The 16663-nt window shown below is 38.2% G+C and carries 11 protein-coding genes; 4 read left to right on the forward strand and 7 right to left on the reverse strand.

Going from position 1 to position 16663, the window contains the following annotated elements; translation table 11 throughout:
* Positions 1 to 49 precede the first annotated feature (49 nt).
* Together fahA and RM573_RS08300 are read left to right on the forward strand one after the other, a co-directional pair.
* Positions 50 to 1372, forward strand: a complete 1323-nt coding sequence (gene fahA / locus RM573_RS08295; RefSeq protein ID WP_311580026.1) for a fumarylacetoacetase — start codon at positions 50 to 52, stop codon at positions 1370 to 1372.
* A 702-nt stretch (positions 1373 to 2074) separates the two neighbouring features.
* Positions 2075 to 4624, forward strand: a complete 2550-nt coding sequence (locus RM573_RS08300) for a TonB-dependent receptor plug domain-containing protein (protein ID WP_311580028.1) — start codon at positions 2075 to 2077, stop codon at positions 4622 to 4624.
* A gap of 79 nt (positions 4625 to 4703) precedes the next feature.
* On the opposite strand, the gene RM573_RS08305 is transcribed toward RM573_RS08300, so the two are convergent.
* A complete protein-coding gene (locus RM573_RS08305; protein WP_311580031.1) occupies positions 4704 to 5963 on the reverse strand; it encodes a multifunctional CCA addition/repair protein in 1260 nt (419 codons plus the stop codon).
* 171 nt (positions 5964 to 6134) lie between these two features.
* Here RM573_RS08305 and RM573_RS08310 point away from each other — a divergent pair, with 171 nt between their 5' ends.
* The gene (locus RM573_RS08310; protein WP_311580034.1) at positions 6135 to 7796 is read left to right on the forward strand and encodes an AAA family ATPase; all 1662 of its coding nucleotides are present in this window, start codon (positions 6135 to 6137) and stop codon (positions 7794 to 7796) included.
* 165 nt (positions 7797 to 7961) lie between these two features.
* Here RM573_RS08310 and leuD read toward each other — a convergent pair whose 3' ends face one another.
* The 4 genes from leuD to leuA form a co-directional block, all read right to left on the reverse strand.
* The gene (leuD, locus tag RM573_RS08315; RefSeq protein WP_311580038.1) at positions 7962 to 8558 is read right to left on the reverse strand and encodes a 3-isopropylmalate dehydratase small subunit; all 597 of its coding nucleotides are present in this window, start codon (positions 8556 to 8558) and stop codon (positions 7962 to 7964) included.
* A gap of 12 nt (positions 8559 to 8570) precedes the next feature.
* A complete protein-coding gene (leuC, locus tag RM573_RS08320) occupies positions 8571 to 9980 on the reverse strand; it encodes a 3-isopropylmalate dehydratase large subunit (RefSeq protein ID WP_311580041.1) in 1410 nt (469 codons plus the stop codon).
* 2 nt (positions 9981 to 9982) lie between these two features.
* Positions 9983 to 11086: a 3-isopropylmalate dehydrogenase gene (gene leuB, locus RM573_RS08325; RefSeq protein WP_311580044.1), complete on the reverse strand. Its 1104-nt coding sequence runs from the start codon at positions 11084 to 11086 to the stop codon at positions 9983 to 9985.
* A 112-nt stretch (positions 11087 to 11198) separates the two neighbouring features.
* Positions 11199 to 12743 (reverse strand): 2-isopropylmalate synthase, encoded by a 1545-nt coding sequence (gene leuA, locus RM573_RS08330; protein WP_311580047.1) that lies wholly within the window; start codon positions 12741 to 12743, stop codon positions 11199 to 11201.
* A 418-nt stretch (positions 12744 to 13161) separates the two neighbouring features.
* Between leuA and RM573_RS08335 the strand changes: the two genes are divergently transcribed.
* Positions 13162 to 14211 carry a CDP-glycerol glycerophosphotransferase family protein gene (locus tag RM573_RS08335; protein WP_311580050.1) on the forward strand — a complete coding sequence of 350 codons (1050 nt, stop codon included), beginning with the start codon at positions 13162 to 13164 and terminating at the stop codon, positions 14209 to 14211.
* 13 nt (positions 14212 to 14224) lie between these two features.
* Here the strand turns inward: RM573_RS08335 and RM573_RS08340 are convergent, their stop codons facing one another.
* Both RM573_RS08340 and RM573_RS08345 read right to left on the reverse strand, forming a co-directional pair.
* On the reverse strand, positions 14225 to 14968 hold the full coding sequence (locus RM573_RS08340) for a glycosyltransferase family 25 protein (protein WP_311580055.1): 744 nt from the start codon (positions 14966 to 14968) through the stop codon (positions 14225 to 14227).
* 106 nt (positions 14969 to 15074) lie between these two features.
* Entirely contained in the window at positions 15075 to 16598 is a 1524-nt protein-coding gene (locus RM573_RS08345; protein WP_311580058.1) for a capsule assembly Wzi family protein, read from the reverse strand.
* Positions 16599 to 16663 lie beyond the last annotated feature (65 nt).

Below are 16663 nucleotides of genomic sequence, written 5' to 3' on the forward strand. Positions count from 1 at the left end.
ATCTAACAACATAAAACATTCTCTACGCTTTTTCGGAGTATTATTGCCAATGTCGAATAATCATTTGCTTAATGAAACCCATAACCCTGATTTAACTAGTTGGGTTGAAACTGCCAACCAAACGGGTTGTGACTTTCCTATTCAAAATTTACCTTTTGCGGTGTTTAAAAGAATAGGATCAGATGAAGATTTTCGTGGTGGGGTTGCTATTGGAGATCAAATAGTAGATTTATCTGCGGCAAAAAATTCAGGTGTTTTTTCAGGAGTTGCATTAACGGCACTTGAAGCCTGCTCACAACGTGAACTGAATGCGTTTATGGGGATGGGGAAAGCTGTTTGGTCTGCGTTACGTTTAGCTTTGTCTCAAGCGTTAAGTTCTGGCTCATCGGCACAGCAAAAGCTTGAATCTTGTTTAGTGCCACAAGCGGATGCTGAATTTGCCTTACCTTGTAATATTGGCGATTACACGGATTTTTATACTTCTATTCATCATGCTACCTCTGTAGGGAAAAAATTCCGCCCTGATAACCCATTACTACCGAATTATAAATGGGTACCAATTGGTTATCATGGTCGCTCATCTTCTATTGAGGTTTCTGGTAAAGACTTTAAACGCCCGAAGGGACAAACCAAAGCACCTACTGCGACTGAGCCGTCATTTGGTCCTTGTAAGCGTTTAGATTATGAACTTGAAATTGGTATTTTTATTGGTAATGGTAATGAATTAGGTGAGCCGATTACCATTGAAAATGCGGAAGATCATGTTTTTGGTATTTGTCTGTTTAATGACTGGTCTGCACGAGATATACAAGGTTGGGAATACCAACCATTAGGACCGTTCTTATCAAAAAGCTTTGCATCTACAATATCACCATGGATAGTGACCACTGAAGCGCTTGCTCCTTATAAAGCACACTGGACCCGTGATGAAGCAGATCCTCAGCCAATGCCATACTTAGAGTCTAGTCAAAATAGAGCGAGTGGTTCTTTTGATATTAACTTACAAGTGCTATTAGAAACCGACGCGATGCGCTTAAATAATTTAGCACCAACGCCATTATCCCAGTCTAATTTTAAAGATTCATATTGGACAGTTGCCCAAATGGTTGCTCATCATACAGTCAATGGTTGTAATTTACGCTCTGGTGACATGTTTGGTAGTGGGACACAATCAGGCCCTAACCCTGAAGAAGCTGGCTCAATGTTAGAACTATCGAATGCTGGCGCTGAGCCGATTAGTTTGCCAAACGGAGAAAAACGAACTTTCTTGGAAGATGGCGATAATGTCATCATGACAGGATGGTGTGAAAAACCAGGGGCTGCACGTATTGGTTTTGGTTTGGTTGAAGCGAAAATTTTACCTGCTGACTAACAACACGTTTTATTTTTGAAAGCGCGTCAGGTAGTTAATTTCGTGCTGCGTTTAAACAAAGCTTGCCTTATACTAAAGGCAAGCTTTTTTTATATTAAGTGGTAAGTTATAAAAAAACATTAAAAGTTATTCGCTTAAAGATATCCATCAGTTTTCCATTCTTTATTTATTATTTTTTGAATATTTATTCATTGTTTTTGGTTTTTCATTTAGTCTTTTTGAGTGTTTTTTACGACAAACTGCATGATTAGTGCGATGAATTGGCTTGTATACATTATTCCCTGTTAAAATTTAGTTAATTTCAGGTGAAATTATCACCGTTATTCTTGTCGCTCTTGAAAAGTTCAAAAAAAAATCTATTTTATTTTTGAATATCAAAGTTATTTCTTAGTCGTTATTGTTATGTTTGCAAGATTTTTTATACGAAGCTATTCGCATTTTGAAAGATCAATAATAAAGCTAGAGAATATAGTCTGTCTGACTTGCTTGAAATATATATAAATAACTCATTTAGAGATGTGACTTAACATCGATGAAATGAGATTGGTAAACTTTCATTACTTTGACTTGAAACGGGCTCTCGAGCACTTGTAAAGCGTTACTTGCTGTTTTATAACATATTGAGCTTAGAGTTATATCAAAGGATGTATCTAAGCAATAATAATAATTATTTATATACCTTAAAACTAGGAAGGAAATAAAATGTCTAATAAATTTCGTGCTGGCACGTTAGCAATAGCTGTCGGCTTAGCGTTAGGTACTGCTCCCTCATATGCAGAAGAAAACACAGGTGCTGAAGAAGAAGTTGAACGTATTGCGGTTGTAGGCTCTCGTGCTGCTCCACGTTCAGTTGCTGAATCTCCAGTTCCTGTTGATATCGTTGGTGGGGATGAGTTAGGTAAAAGTGCGTCAAGTGATATGTTGGATATGCTGCAAGGCGCTGTCCCTTCATTTAACGTTCGCCAACAACCCATTAGTGACGCTGCTACACTAATTCGTCCGGTGAACTTACGTGGTTTGTCATCTGATAGTACGCTTATCTTACTAAATGGTAAGCGACGTCATCGTGCATCGGTTATCGCTTTCCAAGGTGGTGGTGTTAACGATGGTGCACAAGGTCCTGATATTTCAGTGATCCCAAGCGCAGCGTTAAAGCAAGTGGAAGTTTTAAGAGATGGTGCTGCCGCTCAGTACGGCTCTGATGCTATTGCTGGTGTTATGAACTTTGTTTTAAAAGATGACGCTGATGGTGGTTCACTATCTGTTAAACACGGTGAATACTATGAAGGTGATGGAACCAGCACAATTGTAGACGGTAATATTGGTTTACCTTTTACTGACGACGGTTTTGTCAATTTAAGTTTTCAGTTGAAAAATGCTGATGCGACAAGCCGAAGTGTTCAACGTCCTGATGCTGCTGCTTTACAAGCGGCTGGTAACAATCATGTTCCAGATCCGGCAATGATTTGGGGTAGCCCAGAAATTAAAGATGATATTACCTTATTCGGTAATGTTGGTCTTGATTTAGGCGATGATAAAGAATTCTACATGTTTGGTAACTACTCTGAGCGTGATGCGGAAGGTGGTTTCTACTATCGTAACCCACATAACCGTAGTAACGTTTTCTCTATTGATGGTGGTGAAACGTTATTAATTGGTGATGTTGCGCAATCAATGGGGGCTGAACGTACTTGTGCAGTTGTACCGGCAAATGTACCGAATGTACTAGATACTGCTGAATATCAAGCCATGGTTGCTGATCCAAACTGTTTCGCGATGAACCAAATTATGCCTGGCGGTTACACACCAAGATTTGGTGGTAACATTACTGATACATCACTCGCTATTGGTACTAAAGGTGAAGCGAAGTCAGGTGTGTTAGAAGGTTGGTATTATGACTTAAGTGGCTCTGTAGGTCGTAGTGCGTCAACATTTATCCTAAAAAATACCTTAAACCCTTCTTTAGGTTTAGACACGCCGGTTGACTTTGAAACAGGTGGATATACTCAACTAGAGAAAAGCTTTAACTTTGATATTGTTAAAGAAATTGAAGCTGGTTTTGATCAACCACTTAATGTAGCGCTTGGTACTGAATGGCGTGAAGAGAGCTTTGAAATTACGGCTGGTGAAGAGTCTTCTTGGAAAGCAGGTCCTTATGCTGCACAAGGATTTAACATTGGTTCTCATGGCTTTAAAGGTTTTGGTCCAGAAGCTCAAGGTATCAATACTCGTCGTAGTATCGCCCTTTATGCGGATCTTGAAGCACAAGTTAATGATGATTTATTATTAGGTGGTGCATTACGTTATGAAGACTTTACGTCGTTTGGTGATACGCTTAATTATAAATTAACGGCACAATTATCGGTTTCAGATGAAGTGTCTTTACGTGCTTCTCACAGTACTGGTTTCCGTGCACCAACGGTTGGTCAAGCAAACGTAGTAAACACAGCAACTTCAATGGTTGAAGGTGAATTAATTCAAAGCTTTACTGCGCCACCAACTAACCCTCTTGCTGCATTTTATGGTGGTAAAGAGTTAGAGCCAGAAGAGTCAGTAAGTTATGCGGCTGGTTTCGTGTATAACAGCGGTGATTTCTTCATGACGGCTGATTACTACAACATTGAAGTAACAGATCGTATTGCGCAATCAAGTCAAATTACTGTTGAGCCTGCTGATTACACTGCTCTTGAAGCTGCAGGTGTTACGAATCCTGAATTAATTTCAGCGGTGACTTATTTTGCCAACGACTTTGATACGACAACTCAAGGTGTTGACGTGGTAGCAAACTATTCAATGGAGTTATTTGATGGTGATACGCAGTGGAGCTTAGCGTACAACTGGACAGATACTAAAGTTGATTCGTTTAATCCAGCAACAACAAACCAAGGTAAAATTGACCGATTAGAAGATGGTATTCCTGCACATCGTGGTACATTAACTATGGCTCAGTCATGGGAAGATGTGAGCATGTTTGTTCGTGCAAATTACTTCGGTGAGTATTATGCAACACACGCTGACGGTACAACGCCAGAAGAGTCTGAAGTAGCAGATTCAGCTATCACATTTGATGCAGAAGTAAGCTATTTCTACAGTGATTCATTAACTTTCTCTGCAGGTGCAATGAATATCTTTGACCAAGAAGCACAGAAGTTACAAGCGGCGAATAACTGGAGTGGTGCTATTTACTACGAAAGTGGTCCATTTGATTACAACGGTGGTTATTACTACGTAAAAGCTAGCTACACGTTCTAATCGTTCTTGAACTTAATAAAAACCACGCATTTGCGTGGTTTTTTATTTTCTAACGTTGACTAGCCTTAACAAACTAAATCTACTCTTTGGCGAAAGATTTTTTTAATTCTGTCATGATGTTAAGTTTCCGCTCATTGATGGCTTCTTTAATTTTGATGCCTTTTAAGCCTTGTTCCACAAATTCAGTGGGTTTAACCTGACTAGTTTGTTGATATAGGTTTTGTAAATATTTCACTTGTGGATAGGGCGTATTTTCAAACCCTAATCGACCGGTTGCATCAGCTTGGCAAGCCAGTAAGAAATCTTCAAATTCATCGGGTTTTCGCCAAACATCGAGCTTGTTAAACAAGCTTAAAATAGTTTGTGGTTTTAATTCAAAAGCACGATGGCAATGTAAGTGAAATTGGCACACTTTAAGGGCTAATGATTTTGCTTTATTAGGTACTTTGAATTTTTGACAAACTTTTTCTATTAAAGGTAAACCAAGTTGTTCATGACCAATATGTTTAGGGTATGAGTTTTGATTCGTTAATGTTTTACCTAAATCGTGACACAAGGCTGCAAAGCGAACTGATAGTTTGTTTGATAATTTAACACTTTGTTGTAACACCATCATCGTATGGATACCTGAGCATATTTCAGGATGATGTTGCTCAGGGTTTGGGATCCCCCATAAGGCATTTAATTCAGGCCAAAGTTTTTTTAGGGCACCACATTCGCGTAAGGTAGTAAAAAATATTTCAGGGTGTGATTGAGCTAAACTGCGAGACATTTCTTGCCAGATTCGTTCTCCTGATAAAGTTAATAACTCATCACTTTCACTAATCTCTTGCATAATCGTCATAGTTTCAGGGGCAATGTTAAAATTATATTGGTGAAACCGACTAGCGAAACGGGCGACTCTTAATACCCTTAACGGATCTTCGGAAAATGCACTCGAAACATGACGTAATACTCTATTTTCTATATCTTTTTTTCCACCGTAAGGATCTATTATTTCGCCAGTACTACTTAATGCCATGGCGTTAATGGTTAGATCTCGTCGAAGTAAGTCCTCTTCTAGCGACACATTCTCATCAGCGTGACAAATAAAGCCGGTGTAGCCAGTTCCGTCTTTTCGCTCAGTTCTTGCTAAGGCGTATTCTTCTTTGGTTTCAGGGTGTAAAAATACCGGAAAGTCTTTACCAACTTGCGTGAACCCCAGCGCAAGCATTTCGTCAACTGTACTACCCACCACCACCCAGTCATGATCATAAACCTCACGGTTGAGTAATTGATCTCGCACTGCACCACCAACTAGAAATACATTAAGTGGATTTAAATTTCTGAATTTAGACATTATTTTTCTATTCAATGATTGAAGGTACAAAGGTTCACAGCTATACAAGTCAGTAAATTTGTACAACGAATTACATAAAAAATAAGTTTATCATAGTCGTTCGTGATTTTTTGACTTCTGATTGACGACAGGGTACTTTCTTGGGGTTGTTTTTATATTTATTGAAGAATTATGTACACAGCTTATTTTGGTTTAAGTGAAGCGCCATTTTCGATAGCCCCAGATCCTGCTTACCTTTTTATGAGTGATCGTCATCGTGAGGCTCTTGCCCACTTAAGTTATGGTTTAGGCGACAATGGAGGCTTTGTTTTACTTACTGGCGAGGTGGGGACAGGAAAAACTACCATTAGTCGAACCGTGATGGAGCAATTGCCTGAAAATACCCAAGCGTCATTTATCCTTAATCCGACGTTATCATGTGAAGAGTTGCTGGCATGTATTTGTGATAACTTGAAAATTCGATATAAAAAAACCGGAGCTACCCTTAAATATTTAACCGACAAAATTCAAACTAAGCTACAAAAAAATCACCAAGAAGGTATTAATACTTTATTGATTATTGATGAAGCTCAACATCTCAAACCAGAAGTGCTGGAACAATTACGTTTGCTAACTAATTTGGAAACGAATACGAAAAAACTATTACAAGTCATATTAATTGGTCAACCTGAACTACAACAACTTTTACAACGCCGAGATTTACGACAATTAGCGCAACGTATCACCGCCCGCTATCATCTATTGCCACTGACAAAACTGGAATTAAGCCAATATATTCAACATCGATTGTCTGTTGCTCATTGCACGAGAGCTTTATTTAACAAAGCTGCAATATCGGCTTTGCATAAAATTTCTCAGGGTATTCCACGAGTTATTAACTTGTTATGTGAACGCGCGTTAGTGATAGCCTACGGTAAAAACGACACGGTTATCGGACGTTCGATAATTGAACAAGCCGCTGTTGAAGCGCTAGGCGATTATCAAATTAAAGCGCCTGTTTGGCAGTTACCAATAAAAATTGCCTCATTGGTCTTGTTAGTCGCTACTGTAGGGTATCTTGGGTATTGGTTTGGTACTGATAAATTAACCGCTAATCATTTTGAAATTACGGCCGCCGCTGATGTTCAACACAGTGCTAACGCTAATCAAGTCAGTAAAGCACAAGTCAATGCTAACTTGAGCACCCACGATCAACAAACTGATCACCGCCCATTAAATAAAGAACCATCAAATGTCGAAGTGACAGCTGAACGTTCAGATAACCCTAGGTTAAACCCGTCATCTAACGAAGTGACACTTGCTAATAACAAACAATTGACCACCGATTCAGCTACCGTCACGGTAAGTTCTGAGCAACCAGATAAACCAAGGGTTTTAGGCTATCAACCCGAAAAAGTGAACCTAACGCAAAAGAATCATGCGATTAACGATGAGCAGTTTGATATTGTTGCCGAACCGGGAGTTTCTGAAGATATTCTTTCACGGTTTAAAGCGGCAATTAATGATACGAAACCAACAGAAAAACCAGTAAACCAACAAAATCAGTCTGCTATATCCAATTCAATAAGTAATGACGAAATAACTGATGATGTTCAGCAATATCGTGCCGTTCATCAATTACCGGTGCGATTACAAGACTCATTACCTACGTTACAATTTGAAATGCACATATTTGCCACAGAAGGGCAAGGTTGGGTGCGGGTAAATGGTCAGGATAGACGCGAAGGAGAAGAAATTGCACAAGGTGTAGTACTGACTAAAATTTTTCCTCAACAGGTTCTTTTAAGCTATCAACAAGAGCAGTTTACTATGCCAGCGCTATCGAGTTGGTAATTAGTTTCACTATAGGTTATTCATTAAAGATTGTTCATTTAATCTGATTATTTGACTGAAATTAAAAAATAAAGTGCAATAAAAATGCCTTGATATTGCTATCAAGGCACTAAAATAAATATCACGCGAGATAATATCTTCGTTGATATTTTCAGCAGATAATCTTTATTGCCATACTGGCATTTTTGCCTCAAACGCTTTGATGGTATCAATTTTTTTCAGGGTCCAACCAACGCTATCAATGCCTTCTTCTAAACAATATTGGTGGAACTTATCTAATGAGAACTGATAGGTTTTACTTGAACCCGTGATTTGATTTTTTTCTAAATCAACCGTTAAATTAACTTCACCGTTTTCGCATTCTGCAAATAGTTCATTGATTTCATCATCAGATAACTTAATCGGTAATAATCCAATATTGATACAATTTCCATAGAAAATATCAGCAAAGCTTGGCGCAATAATGACTTTAAATCCGTATTCTTCTAATGCCCATGGCGCATGTTCTCTACTTGAACCACAACCAAAATTTTCGCGAGTTAATAAAATACTTGCCCCTTGATATTTTGGTGCATTCAAAATGAACTCAGGGTTGTCTTGATGCCCCGAAGCATCTAAATATCGCCAATCATGAAATAAATGTTTACCAAAACCAATGCGTTCCGTTTTTTGTAAAAACTGTTTTGGGATGATCTGATCGGTATCAACATTTGATGCATCTAAAGGAACGACTAAACCTGAATGTGTTGTGAATTTTTCCATTATTATTGCTCCTTAAGCATTTAAATCAACAAAATGACCAGCGATAGCCGATGCAGCAGCAAGCTCAGGACTTACTAAATGAGTACGACTCCCTCGACCTTGGCGACCTTCAAAATTTCGATTACTGGTTGATGCACAACGATCACCTTCTGACAAGACATCGTCATTCATCCCTAAACACATTGAACAACCTGGTAAGCGCCACTCAAATCCGGCATCAATAAATATTTTTGATAAGCCTTCAGCTTCAGCTTGTTCTTTAACGCGATAAGAGCCAGGTACAACAATCGCATTTACTTTGCTTGATACTTTCTCACCGTTAGCGGTAAAGCGCTTTACTGTGTTTGCTGCGGCACGTAAGTCCTCAATACGTGAATTAGTACAAGAACCGATAAAGACATTATTAATCTCAATGTCGGTGATTTTAGTTCCTGCTTCTAAGCCCATATAGACTAGTGCTGCGGCACAAGAGTCTTTTTCTACCGGATCAGTAAAGTCATCAGGAGAAGGTACAACACCGTCTACAGAAGTCACTTGCCCTGGCGTTGTTCCCCAAGTGATTTGTGCTTTAATATCTTCGGCTTTTAATGTTAATACCGTATCAAATTGAGCGCCATCGTCGGTTTTTAAGGCTTTCCAATCTTCAATCGCTTGTTGCCATATTTCGCCTTTTGGTGCGTATTCTTTCCCTTCTAAATAATCAAACGTGGTTTGATCAGGAGCAATTAAGCCCGCTTTTGCACCAAACTCAATACTCATGTTACACACAGTCATACGTTCTTCCATGGTTAATGCTTCAATTGCACTACCACAATATTCGACCACATAACCTGTTGCGCCTGCACTACCTGTTTTACCTATGATAGCTAGGATGATATCTTTTGCACTGATCCCTTCGCCAACTTGACCATTCACTTCAATTTTCATGGTTTTAGCTTTCGTTTGGCGTAAAGTTTGCGTCGCAAAAACATGCTCAACTTCAGAAGTACCGATGCCAAATGCTAAGGCGCCAAATGCACCATGCGTTGCTGTGTGAGAATCACCACAGACGATAATTGTACCAGGTAAGGTTAAGCCAAGCTCTGGGCCCATAACATGCACGATACCTTGATTTTTATGGCCCATGCCAAATAATTCAATACCAAATTCTTTACAGTTTTTCTCTAATGTTCGTAATTGATTTGCAGCACCTTCGCCTGCAGCATCAATTTCAATCGAACGGGTTGAAATATTATGATCCATGGTCGCAATGGTACGTTCAGGATGACGAATAGGGCGGTTATGAAACTTTAAGTTAGCAAAAGCTTGCGGCGATGTAACTTCATGGATCAAATGGCGATCAACATAAAGTAATGGCGTCTCTCCTGCTTTTTCTTCAACTAAGTGTTGTTGCCATAATTTTTCATATAAAGTTGTAGCCATTTTTATGCTCCCTCTATGTTTGCTGTATTGATTTGAGCGCAGATATAATCACCCACTTCGCTAGTCGTTTTCGCATTACTTCTTTGTTCTGCAGGTAATAAGTCTGCGGTTAATATACCGTTGTCTAACGCACTTCCTACCGCTTCTTCAATGGCTTTTGCAGCGTTGTCTTGGTTTAAGCTATAACGAAGCATTAATGCTGCCGATAAAATTTGAGCGATTGGATTAGCAATGCCTTGCCCGGCAATGTCAGGTGCACTTCCACCGGCGGGTTCGTACATGCCAAATCCATCACTGTTTAAACTGGCTGAAGGTAATAACCCCATTGAACCTGTGATCATTGCACAAATATCAGATAAAATGTCGCCAAATAAGTTAGGGCATAACATCACGTCAAATTGATTAGGATCACGCACTAATTGCATGGCAGCGTTATCAACATACAAATGTTCAAAAGTAACATTAGGATATTCAACAGCTACTTCTTCTACCACTTGACGCCATAGTTGACTCGTTGCTAACACGTTAGCTTTATCTACTGAAGTGACTTTATTATTGCGTTTTTGTGCCGCTTGGAAAGCTAAATGAGCAATGCGTTTAATTTCACGGCGTGAATAAAACATAGAATCAAAACCGGTTTCTTCGTCTCCTTCACCTTTACGACCTTTTGGTTCACCAAAATAAATATCGCCGGTTAATTCTCTGATCACTAAAACATCAAAACCTTGCGCGGAAATATCGCTTCTCAATGTTGATAAAGAAGATAGAGCCGGTTGTAACGTAGCAGGACGCATATTACAGAATAAATCAAAATGACCACGTAAACCTAAAAGCGCACAACGTTCTGGTTGCTCAGTTGGAGGTAAATTTGCCCACTTTGGACCGCCAACAGAGCCAAATAAAATAGCATCTGCTGCCTGACAACCTTTCATGGTTACATCAGGTAATGCATTGCCATGAATATCAATAGCGGCGCCACCTACGTCATAATCTTGGGTCTTTAGGGTGAATTGAAATTTATCTGCAACTGCGGCTAAAACTTTTTTTGCTTCAACCATTACTTCTGGGCCGATACCGTCACCGGCTAACACTGCTATGTTTGACATTTTTAAACCTATTTCGTAAACGTTATATTTTGTTCGTTATCATAAAATCAACAATAGTTAATTGGTATGACGTGATACTAATTGCTTAGCGATAGTTTTTATCGCTGCTTCGTTATTTTTTACTATCTTGTTTTATCGCGGCAATTTTTTGCGCCCGGTGAATACTATTTAGCGTATGAATAAGTGCTTGGCCTGATGCTTCAATCACATCAGTAGCTAAACCATAGCCATGGAAGTTTCTTCCTTGCCAGGTAACGACTAAATCTGCTTTACCTAAACCGTCTTCACCTTCACCTTTGTTAGATATTTTGTAATCGGCTACTTCAAAATCTATATCAACGGCTTTCTTGATTGCTCGATATAGACAATCTACAGGACCATTACCCGTTTCTGAGACTATTTGACTGTTTTCGCCAGACAGTAATTTAATACTTGCTGTTGCAAAATCACCACCACCACATTGCACATTTAAGGTGTCTAAATGGTAATAGTCTTTAGCGTCTTGTTGCTGAATATTAAAGTGTAATGCTTCTAAGTCATCATCAAAAACTTGGCCTTTTTTGTCAGCCAATTCTAAAAAGTCGGCATATAACTCTTCTAAGTTAAACTCATTTTCTTGATAGCCTAAGCTTTCCATACGGTGCTTGATGACGTGTCGACCACTGCGAGAGGTTAAATTTAATTTTGTTTTAGCAATACCGACACTTTCAGGTGTCATAATTTCGTATGTGTTGCTTGCTTTTAACATGCCATCTTGGTGAATCCCAGAAGAATGACTAAAGGCGTTACCTCCAACAATGGCTTTATTTAATTGCACTGGCATATTACATAAATCACTTACTAACTTAGAAGTACGAGCGATTTCTTGGTGATTGATATTGGTTTGCACGCCTAAAAGCTCTTGACGAGTTTTGATGATCATCGCCACTTCTTCTAAAGAGCAATTACCGGCTCGTTCACCAATACCATTGATTGTACACTCTATTTGACGAGCACCAGCTTGTACCGCCGACATTGAGTTTGCTACGGCTAAACCTAAATCATTATGACAATGCACTGAAATTATCGCTTGATCAATATTCGGAACTCGATTGAATAAATTAGTGATAATACCGCCAAATTCATTAGGGATGGTATAACCTACGGTGTCAGGAATGTTAACGGTTGTTGCGCCTGCTTTGATGGCATTTTCTACCATGCGACATAAGTTATCGATGGGGGTTCGACCGGCATCCTCACAAGAAAACTCAACGTCATCGGTAAATTTACGGGCAAATTTAACCGCGTGAATGGCCATTGCTTCAACATCTGAAAAATCTTTTTTTAATTTTTGCTGAACATGAACATCCGACGTTGAAATAAAAGTATGGATTCTAAATTGATCGGCAACTTTCAAAGCATCTGCACAGGCTTGAATATCACCTTCAACCGCTCGCGCTAATGCACAAACGCGAGAGTTTTTTACGGTTTGCGCAATTTTTTGCACGGATTCAAAATCACCTGGAGAAGAAACCGGAAAACCAACTTCCATTACATCAACACCTAAGCGTTCAATGGCAAGTGCAATTTGTAGTTTTTCATGCACTGAAAGACTTGCGTTTAACGCCTGCTCACCATCTCGTAATGTTGTGTCAAAAATAACGACTTGGTTATCCATAATTGCTTCCTTAATAATATTAATAACTAGTTTATGCCAAAAAAATTATAAATTACGGGCATAAAAAAACCCGCGAAAATTGGCGCGGGTTTTAATTGTTTTATCTAATTTATGTCAATAAAAAACTATCCGCGCATGCATAATACGAGGAGGAGGTTTGTACGAATTGTATAAATTAAATGAGACATATTTTGTTTAACGTTTTTGTTATTAATCGGCTTTTTTAGCTGATAAATGAGTTAGTGGTGTATTAATAACGTATTTACTCAGTTTTTGTCAAATAAAACTTGAGAGCAAAACAGTCTAACGATATTTGTATTTTGCATAACAAATAGACGAAGTAAGTTAACTAACTCTTTATCATCTTATATAATCGGGTAGAATATGGCGTAATCCGTTAGTAATTTTTCGTAGTTTTATGACCGTAAGAAAGTATCTGCTTAATATCTCACAGAATTATAGTTTCGCTATTTTAAGACCAGTGCAAAGCGCCATATTAAAACGAAATGCTGAAGTTGCATGGTTTATACAAGGCTCAAATGTAAATCAAGCGTATTTTCACTCTGATGAAAAAGTACTACATTCAGTTGAAGAAGTCATGGCATACTCTCCTGATGCTGTGTTATATCCTGCAAACATTGCACCTACCTTTTTCCCTGGCATTAATGTGGCTGTTTTTCATGGCTTTGATGCGGGAAAGTTAGATAAAAGAGGAAATAACGATCATTACAAAGTCCGTAATTGCTTTGATCTTTATTGCACACAAGGCCCAGAATCCACCGTACAGTTTTCTAAGTTAGCTGAAAGTCATCAAACATTTAGTGTGAAAGAGACAGGTTGGTGCGCGTTAGATCCTTTATTCCAAGCTAAACCATTCGTTACCGAGAATAACATACCAACCATATTAATGTGTTCTACATTTTCTAAACACTTAACTTGTGCTCCCCATTTGTTTGAAACGGTAAAACGTTTGAGCAAAACCGGTAAATGGCGTTGGTTGATTCAGTTTCATCCTAAAATGAATAAAACTATTGTTGAGCAATATAAAGCGATTCAAAATGACTATTTAACCTTTGTTGAAACTGACGATGTTATTCCGTTATTACAACAAGCTGATGTCATGGTTTGTGACACATCCTCTGTGCTCATTATGTTTTTATTACAACATAAGCCTGTGGTTACCTTTAACAATATCGCGCCAAAAGATTATATGTTAGATATTGGAGATCCTAATTTGTTGGAAGCTACCATTACTCAAGCTTTAAGCCGACCCAAAGAGTTAATGGATAATATCCAACGCTTTATTAATGATACACATCCATACCAAGATGGTAAGTCTTCGCAGCGCGTTTTAGACGCCGTAGATGAAATGTTGGCGGGTAAAAATATACCTGCTAGAAAGAAACCACTAAATTTATTGCGACAATTTAAAATGCGAAAGCAACTGAATTATTGGAAGTTTTGGTAAGTTTAGCGGTTATCTAAAGTACACCAGAAATATAGTTTTTTCTATGCCACCACAAATGGACACGATATTTAATATTTCTAATAAAACTGGTACTTTTTTTACCGTGAAAGCCACCATTTAAGGTGACTATGTTACTGACCATATTTTTATTTTCTGTAATTGGGTATGGACGTAAACCGAATACTGACAAATTAAGTTCACGACAAAATTGCATATCAATATCGACAGGTCGATAAAACTTTTCTCTGGCTAATAGTTTTTTCGCGCCTGCAAGACTTAAAGTATAACCGGTGGCACAATTAGGAATTTTGGTGAAATTAATTAATTCAAAATCATCCCCTAGCTGTTTTTTATGTTTTGGTTGATGATCTCTGTTGTCAGCGAGTTTGATCAAGTCGTAGTGTTTAAAGGTGTCGCTATATTGAAAAATTTCCCTAAACTGGGGAGTTAATAGCATATCGTCTTCTAGTATCACCGCATAGGCTATGTTTTCGGCGACCATTTTACGCCAGACATTTCTGTGGCTCATGTAGCAGCCTATTTCGCCTAAACTTAAACCGGCTCTAAAATATTGCTTATTAAGGGTCGAAGAATAAACATGGTTGATCTCTGCCTCGGATAAATCTACCCCTTTGACTGCAGAAATACGAGTATAATCAATATTCAAATTAATTAATTGTTCATGCATATTCGCCATTCTATCTTGAGCACAATCTAGATTGATTATATAGACAGGACAAGAGTTATTTATATGCATAGTAGGGGCTTATTAATTTTCAAAATGAATTTATGTACTAAAATAAGGTATAACAGTATTAATGTATAGTCGCTCATCAATAACCATGCTTCGAATGAAAAACTCATTAAAGGTTGTATTCAACAGATAAGAATAAGTTAGCTTTCTTTTTATCTGCAATTGCGTTTTTAAACGTTGATTGACTGATATCTAAACCAACGGTGTAACGCCAGTTTCGATAACTATGTTGCACTTTCGTGGAAAGCATAGTGGTATTTTCAGCATATTTTGTCAGCGGGTTACCAATAATAAGACTTTCGCTATTTTTGTCGCTATTGTCTTTGTTCAATCTCAGGTTACGTAGTTTAATTGTCATACGGGTATTGGAACTAATGTTTGAAATCAGACCAAAAACTAAACTACTTGCGTCATTATCGTATAAGTTTCCAAGCGTACGTTGTTCATAACGCATCCCCGTTTGATAAATATGATGCTCATAAAAACAATTGCCAACGTCAATAGTATCTTCGTCAACACAGTCTGTGTAAGTATCAGCATATTCGACAAAGAAAGTAGAACTAGTTTCAAAAAGATTGATACGTACATCCATGCCAATTTGTGACTGGACTTCAGTTAAAAAGCTGAATGAGCTGTTATCATTGCCATCCTCCGCTATGGACTGTCCGTATAAGCCAAAAGCGGTATCGAGTAAGCTGAATGAATACCTAAAATCATAGCCTGCTTGTTGGTTACCTGGTTCTTGGGAACCATCAGCCAAACATTCAAGACCACCAGCACCACAATTGTCCTTACCAATGAAAACATTCCAAAAAGTTGAGGAGCCTTTGGGCCGACCTTTTCCCCCCCATTGCGCTAATCGTGTTATTCCTATTTCTAAGTTTGGTATCGGTATGAAATTGAGTCTAAAGCCCCATAATAAAGTGTCTTTAATGACTCGGTTATCATCCATTACCCCCATAAAAGAAGTAACTGTCCAAGGTATTGATATTTCAGTAAAAGGAACGCTAAAAGGGGCTGCTGATTTCCTTGAAATCGCGATCGCAGGAATTGGTTTAGCATTGTTAGTTAACCCTAAGTTACTATCCCAACCGGGTCCCCACCATCTGTCTTGTTTGCCAACAGAAATAACCCAATTCCCCCAAAATCCAGCGAGATAACTGCTATCAAAATGTTTTTCATCGTCTTTAGTAGGCGACACATTATAGCTAGGAGACAGATTCAACGCGAATGTATCACTCATAAAACTATTATGAATCGTAAAACTATTTTTAGCTCTATATGTGTCGCCAAAACTTGCAAAACGATTATCTTCAGTAGCAAAAGTTGCTTTAATACGGGTTTGATTTCTTTTGGCTAACTGTAATTGATGCTGTATATAATTATAGGCGTCTATTTCAGATTGATTAAGTTTGAAGTAAGGGATTTTTTTTAAGTCTTGCGCAATATCAAACCACATTAAAGGAAAAGTGGTGACAGGTGTCGTTATATAACCCGCATCTACTAGGTGTTGAATATTTTCCCTTAAAAATAAATTTGAGCTATCAATCCACGGTTCTGCATGTGCAGAAAGGCATAAAAAAAGTAAGACATAATGGAATTTATGGTATTTTAAAAATTTTTGGTATTTCACAATATAGTATTCAATCATTAGAGCTGAAGTAAAGGTAGTTAAAATGCTTTATAAAAGAGGGTGTT

The sequence above is a fragment of the Thalassotalea castellviae genome (assembly GCF_031846185.1).
Lineage (GTDB): Bacteria > Pseudomonadota > Gammaproteobacteria > Enterobacterales > Alteromonadaceae > Thalassotalea_H > Thalassotalea_H castellviae.

What these genes read in the sequence shown, in the direction of transcription:
- fahA (WP_311580026.1), top strand. Translation starts at nt 50, where the DNA reads ATGTCGAATAATCATTTGCTTAATGAAACCCATAACCCTGATTTAACT.
- RM573_RS08300 (WP_311580028.1), top strand. Translation starts at nt 2,075, where the DNA reads ATGTCTAATAAATTTCGTGCTGGCACGTTAGCAATAGCTGTCGGCTTA.
- RM573_RS08305 (WP_311580031.1), bottom strand. Translation starts at nt 5,963, where the DNA reads ATGTCTAAATTCAGAAATTTAAATCCACTTAATGTATTTCTAGTTGGT.
- RM573_RS08310 (WP_311580034.1), top strand. Translation starts at nt 6,135, where the DNA reads ATGTACACAGCTTATTTTGGTTTAAGTGAAGCGCCATTTTCGATAGCC.
- leuD (WP_311580038.1), bottom strand. Translation starts at nt 8,558, where the DNA reads ATGGAAAAATTCACAACACATTCAGGTTTAGTCGTTCCTTTAGATGCA.
- leuC (WP_311580041.1), bottom strand. Translation starts at nt 9,980, where the DNA reads ATGGCTACAACTTTATATGAAAAATTATGGCAACAACACTTAGTTGAA.
- leuB (WP_311580044.1), bottom strand. Translation starts at nt 11,086, where the DNA reads ATGTCAAACATAGCAGTGTTAGCCGGTGACGGTATCGGCCCAGAAGTA.
- leuA (WP_311580047.1), bottom strand. Translation starts at nt 12,743, where the DNA reads ATGGATAACCAAGTCGTTATTTTTGACACAACATTACGAGATGGTGAG.
- RM573_RS08335 (WP_311580050.1), top strand. Translation starts at nt 13,162, where the DNA reads ATGACCGTAAGAAAGTATCTGCTTAATATCTCACAGAATTATAGTTTC.
- RM573_RS08340 (WP_311580055.1), bottom strand. Translation starts at nt 14,968, where the DNA reads ATGCATATAAATAACTCTTGTCCTGTCTATATAATCAATCTAGATTGT.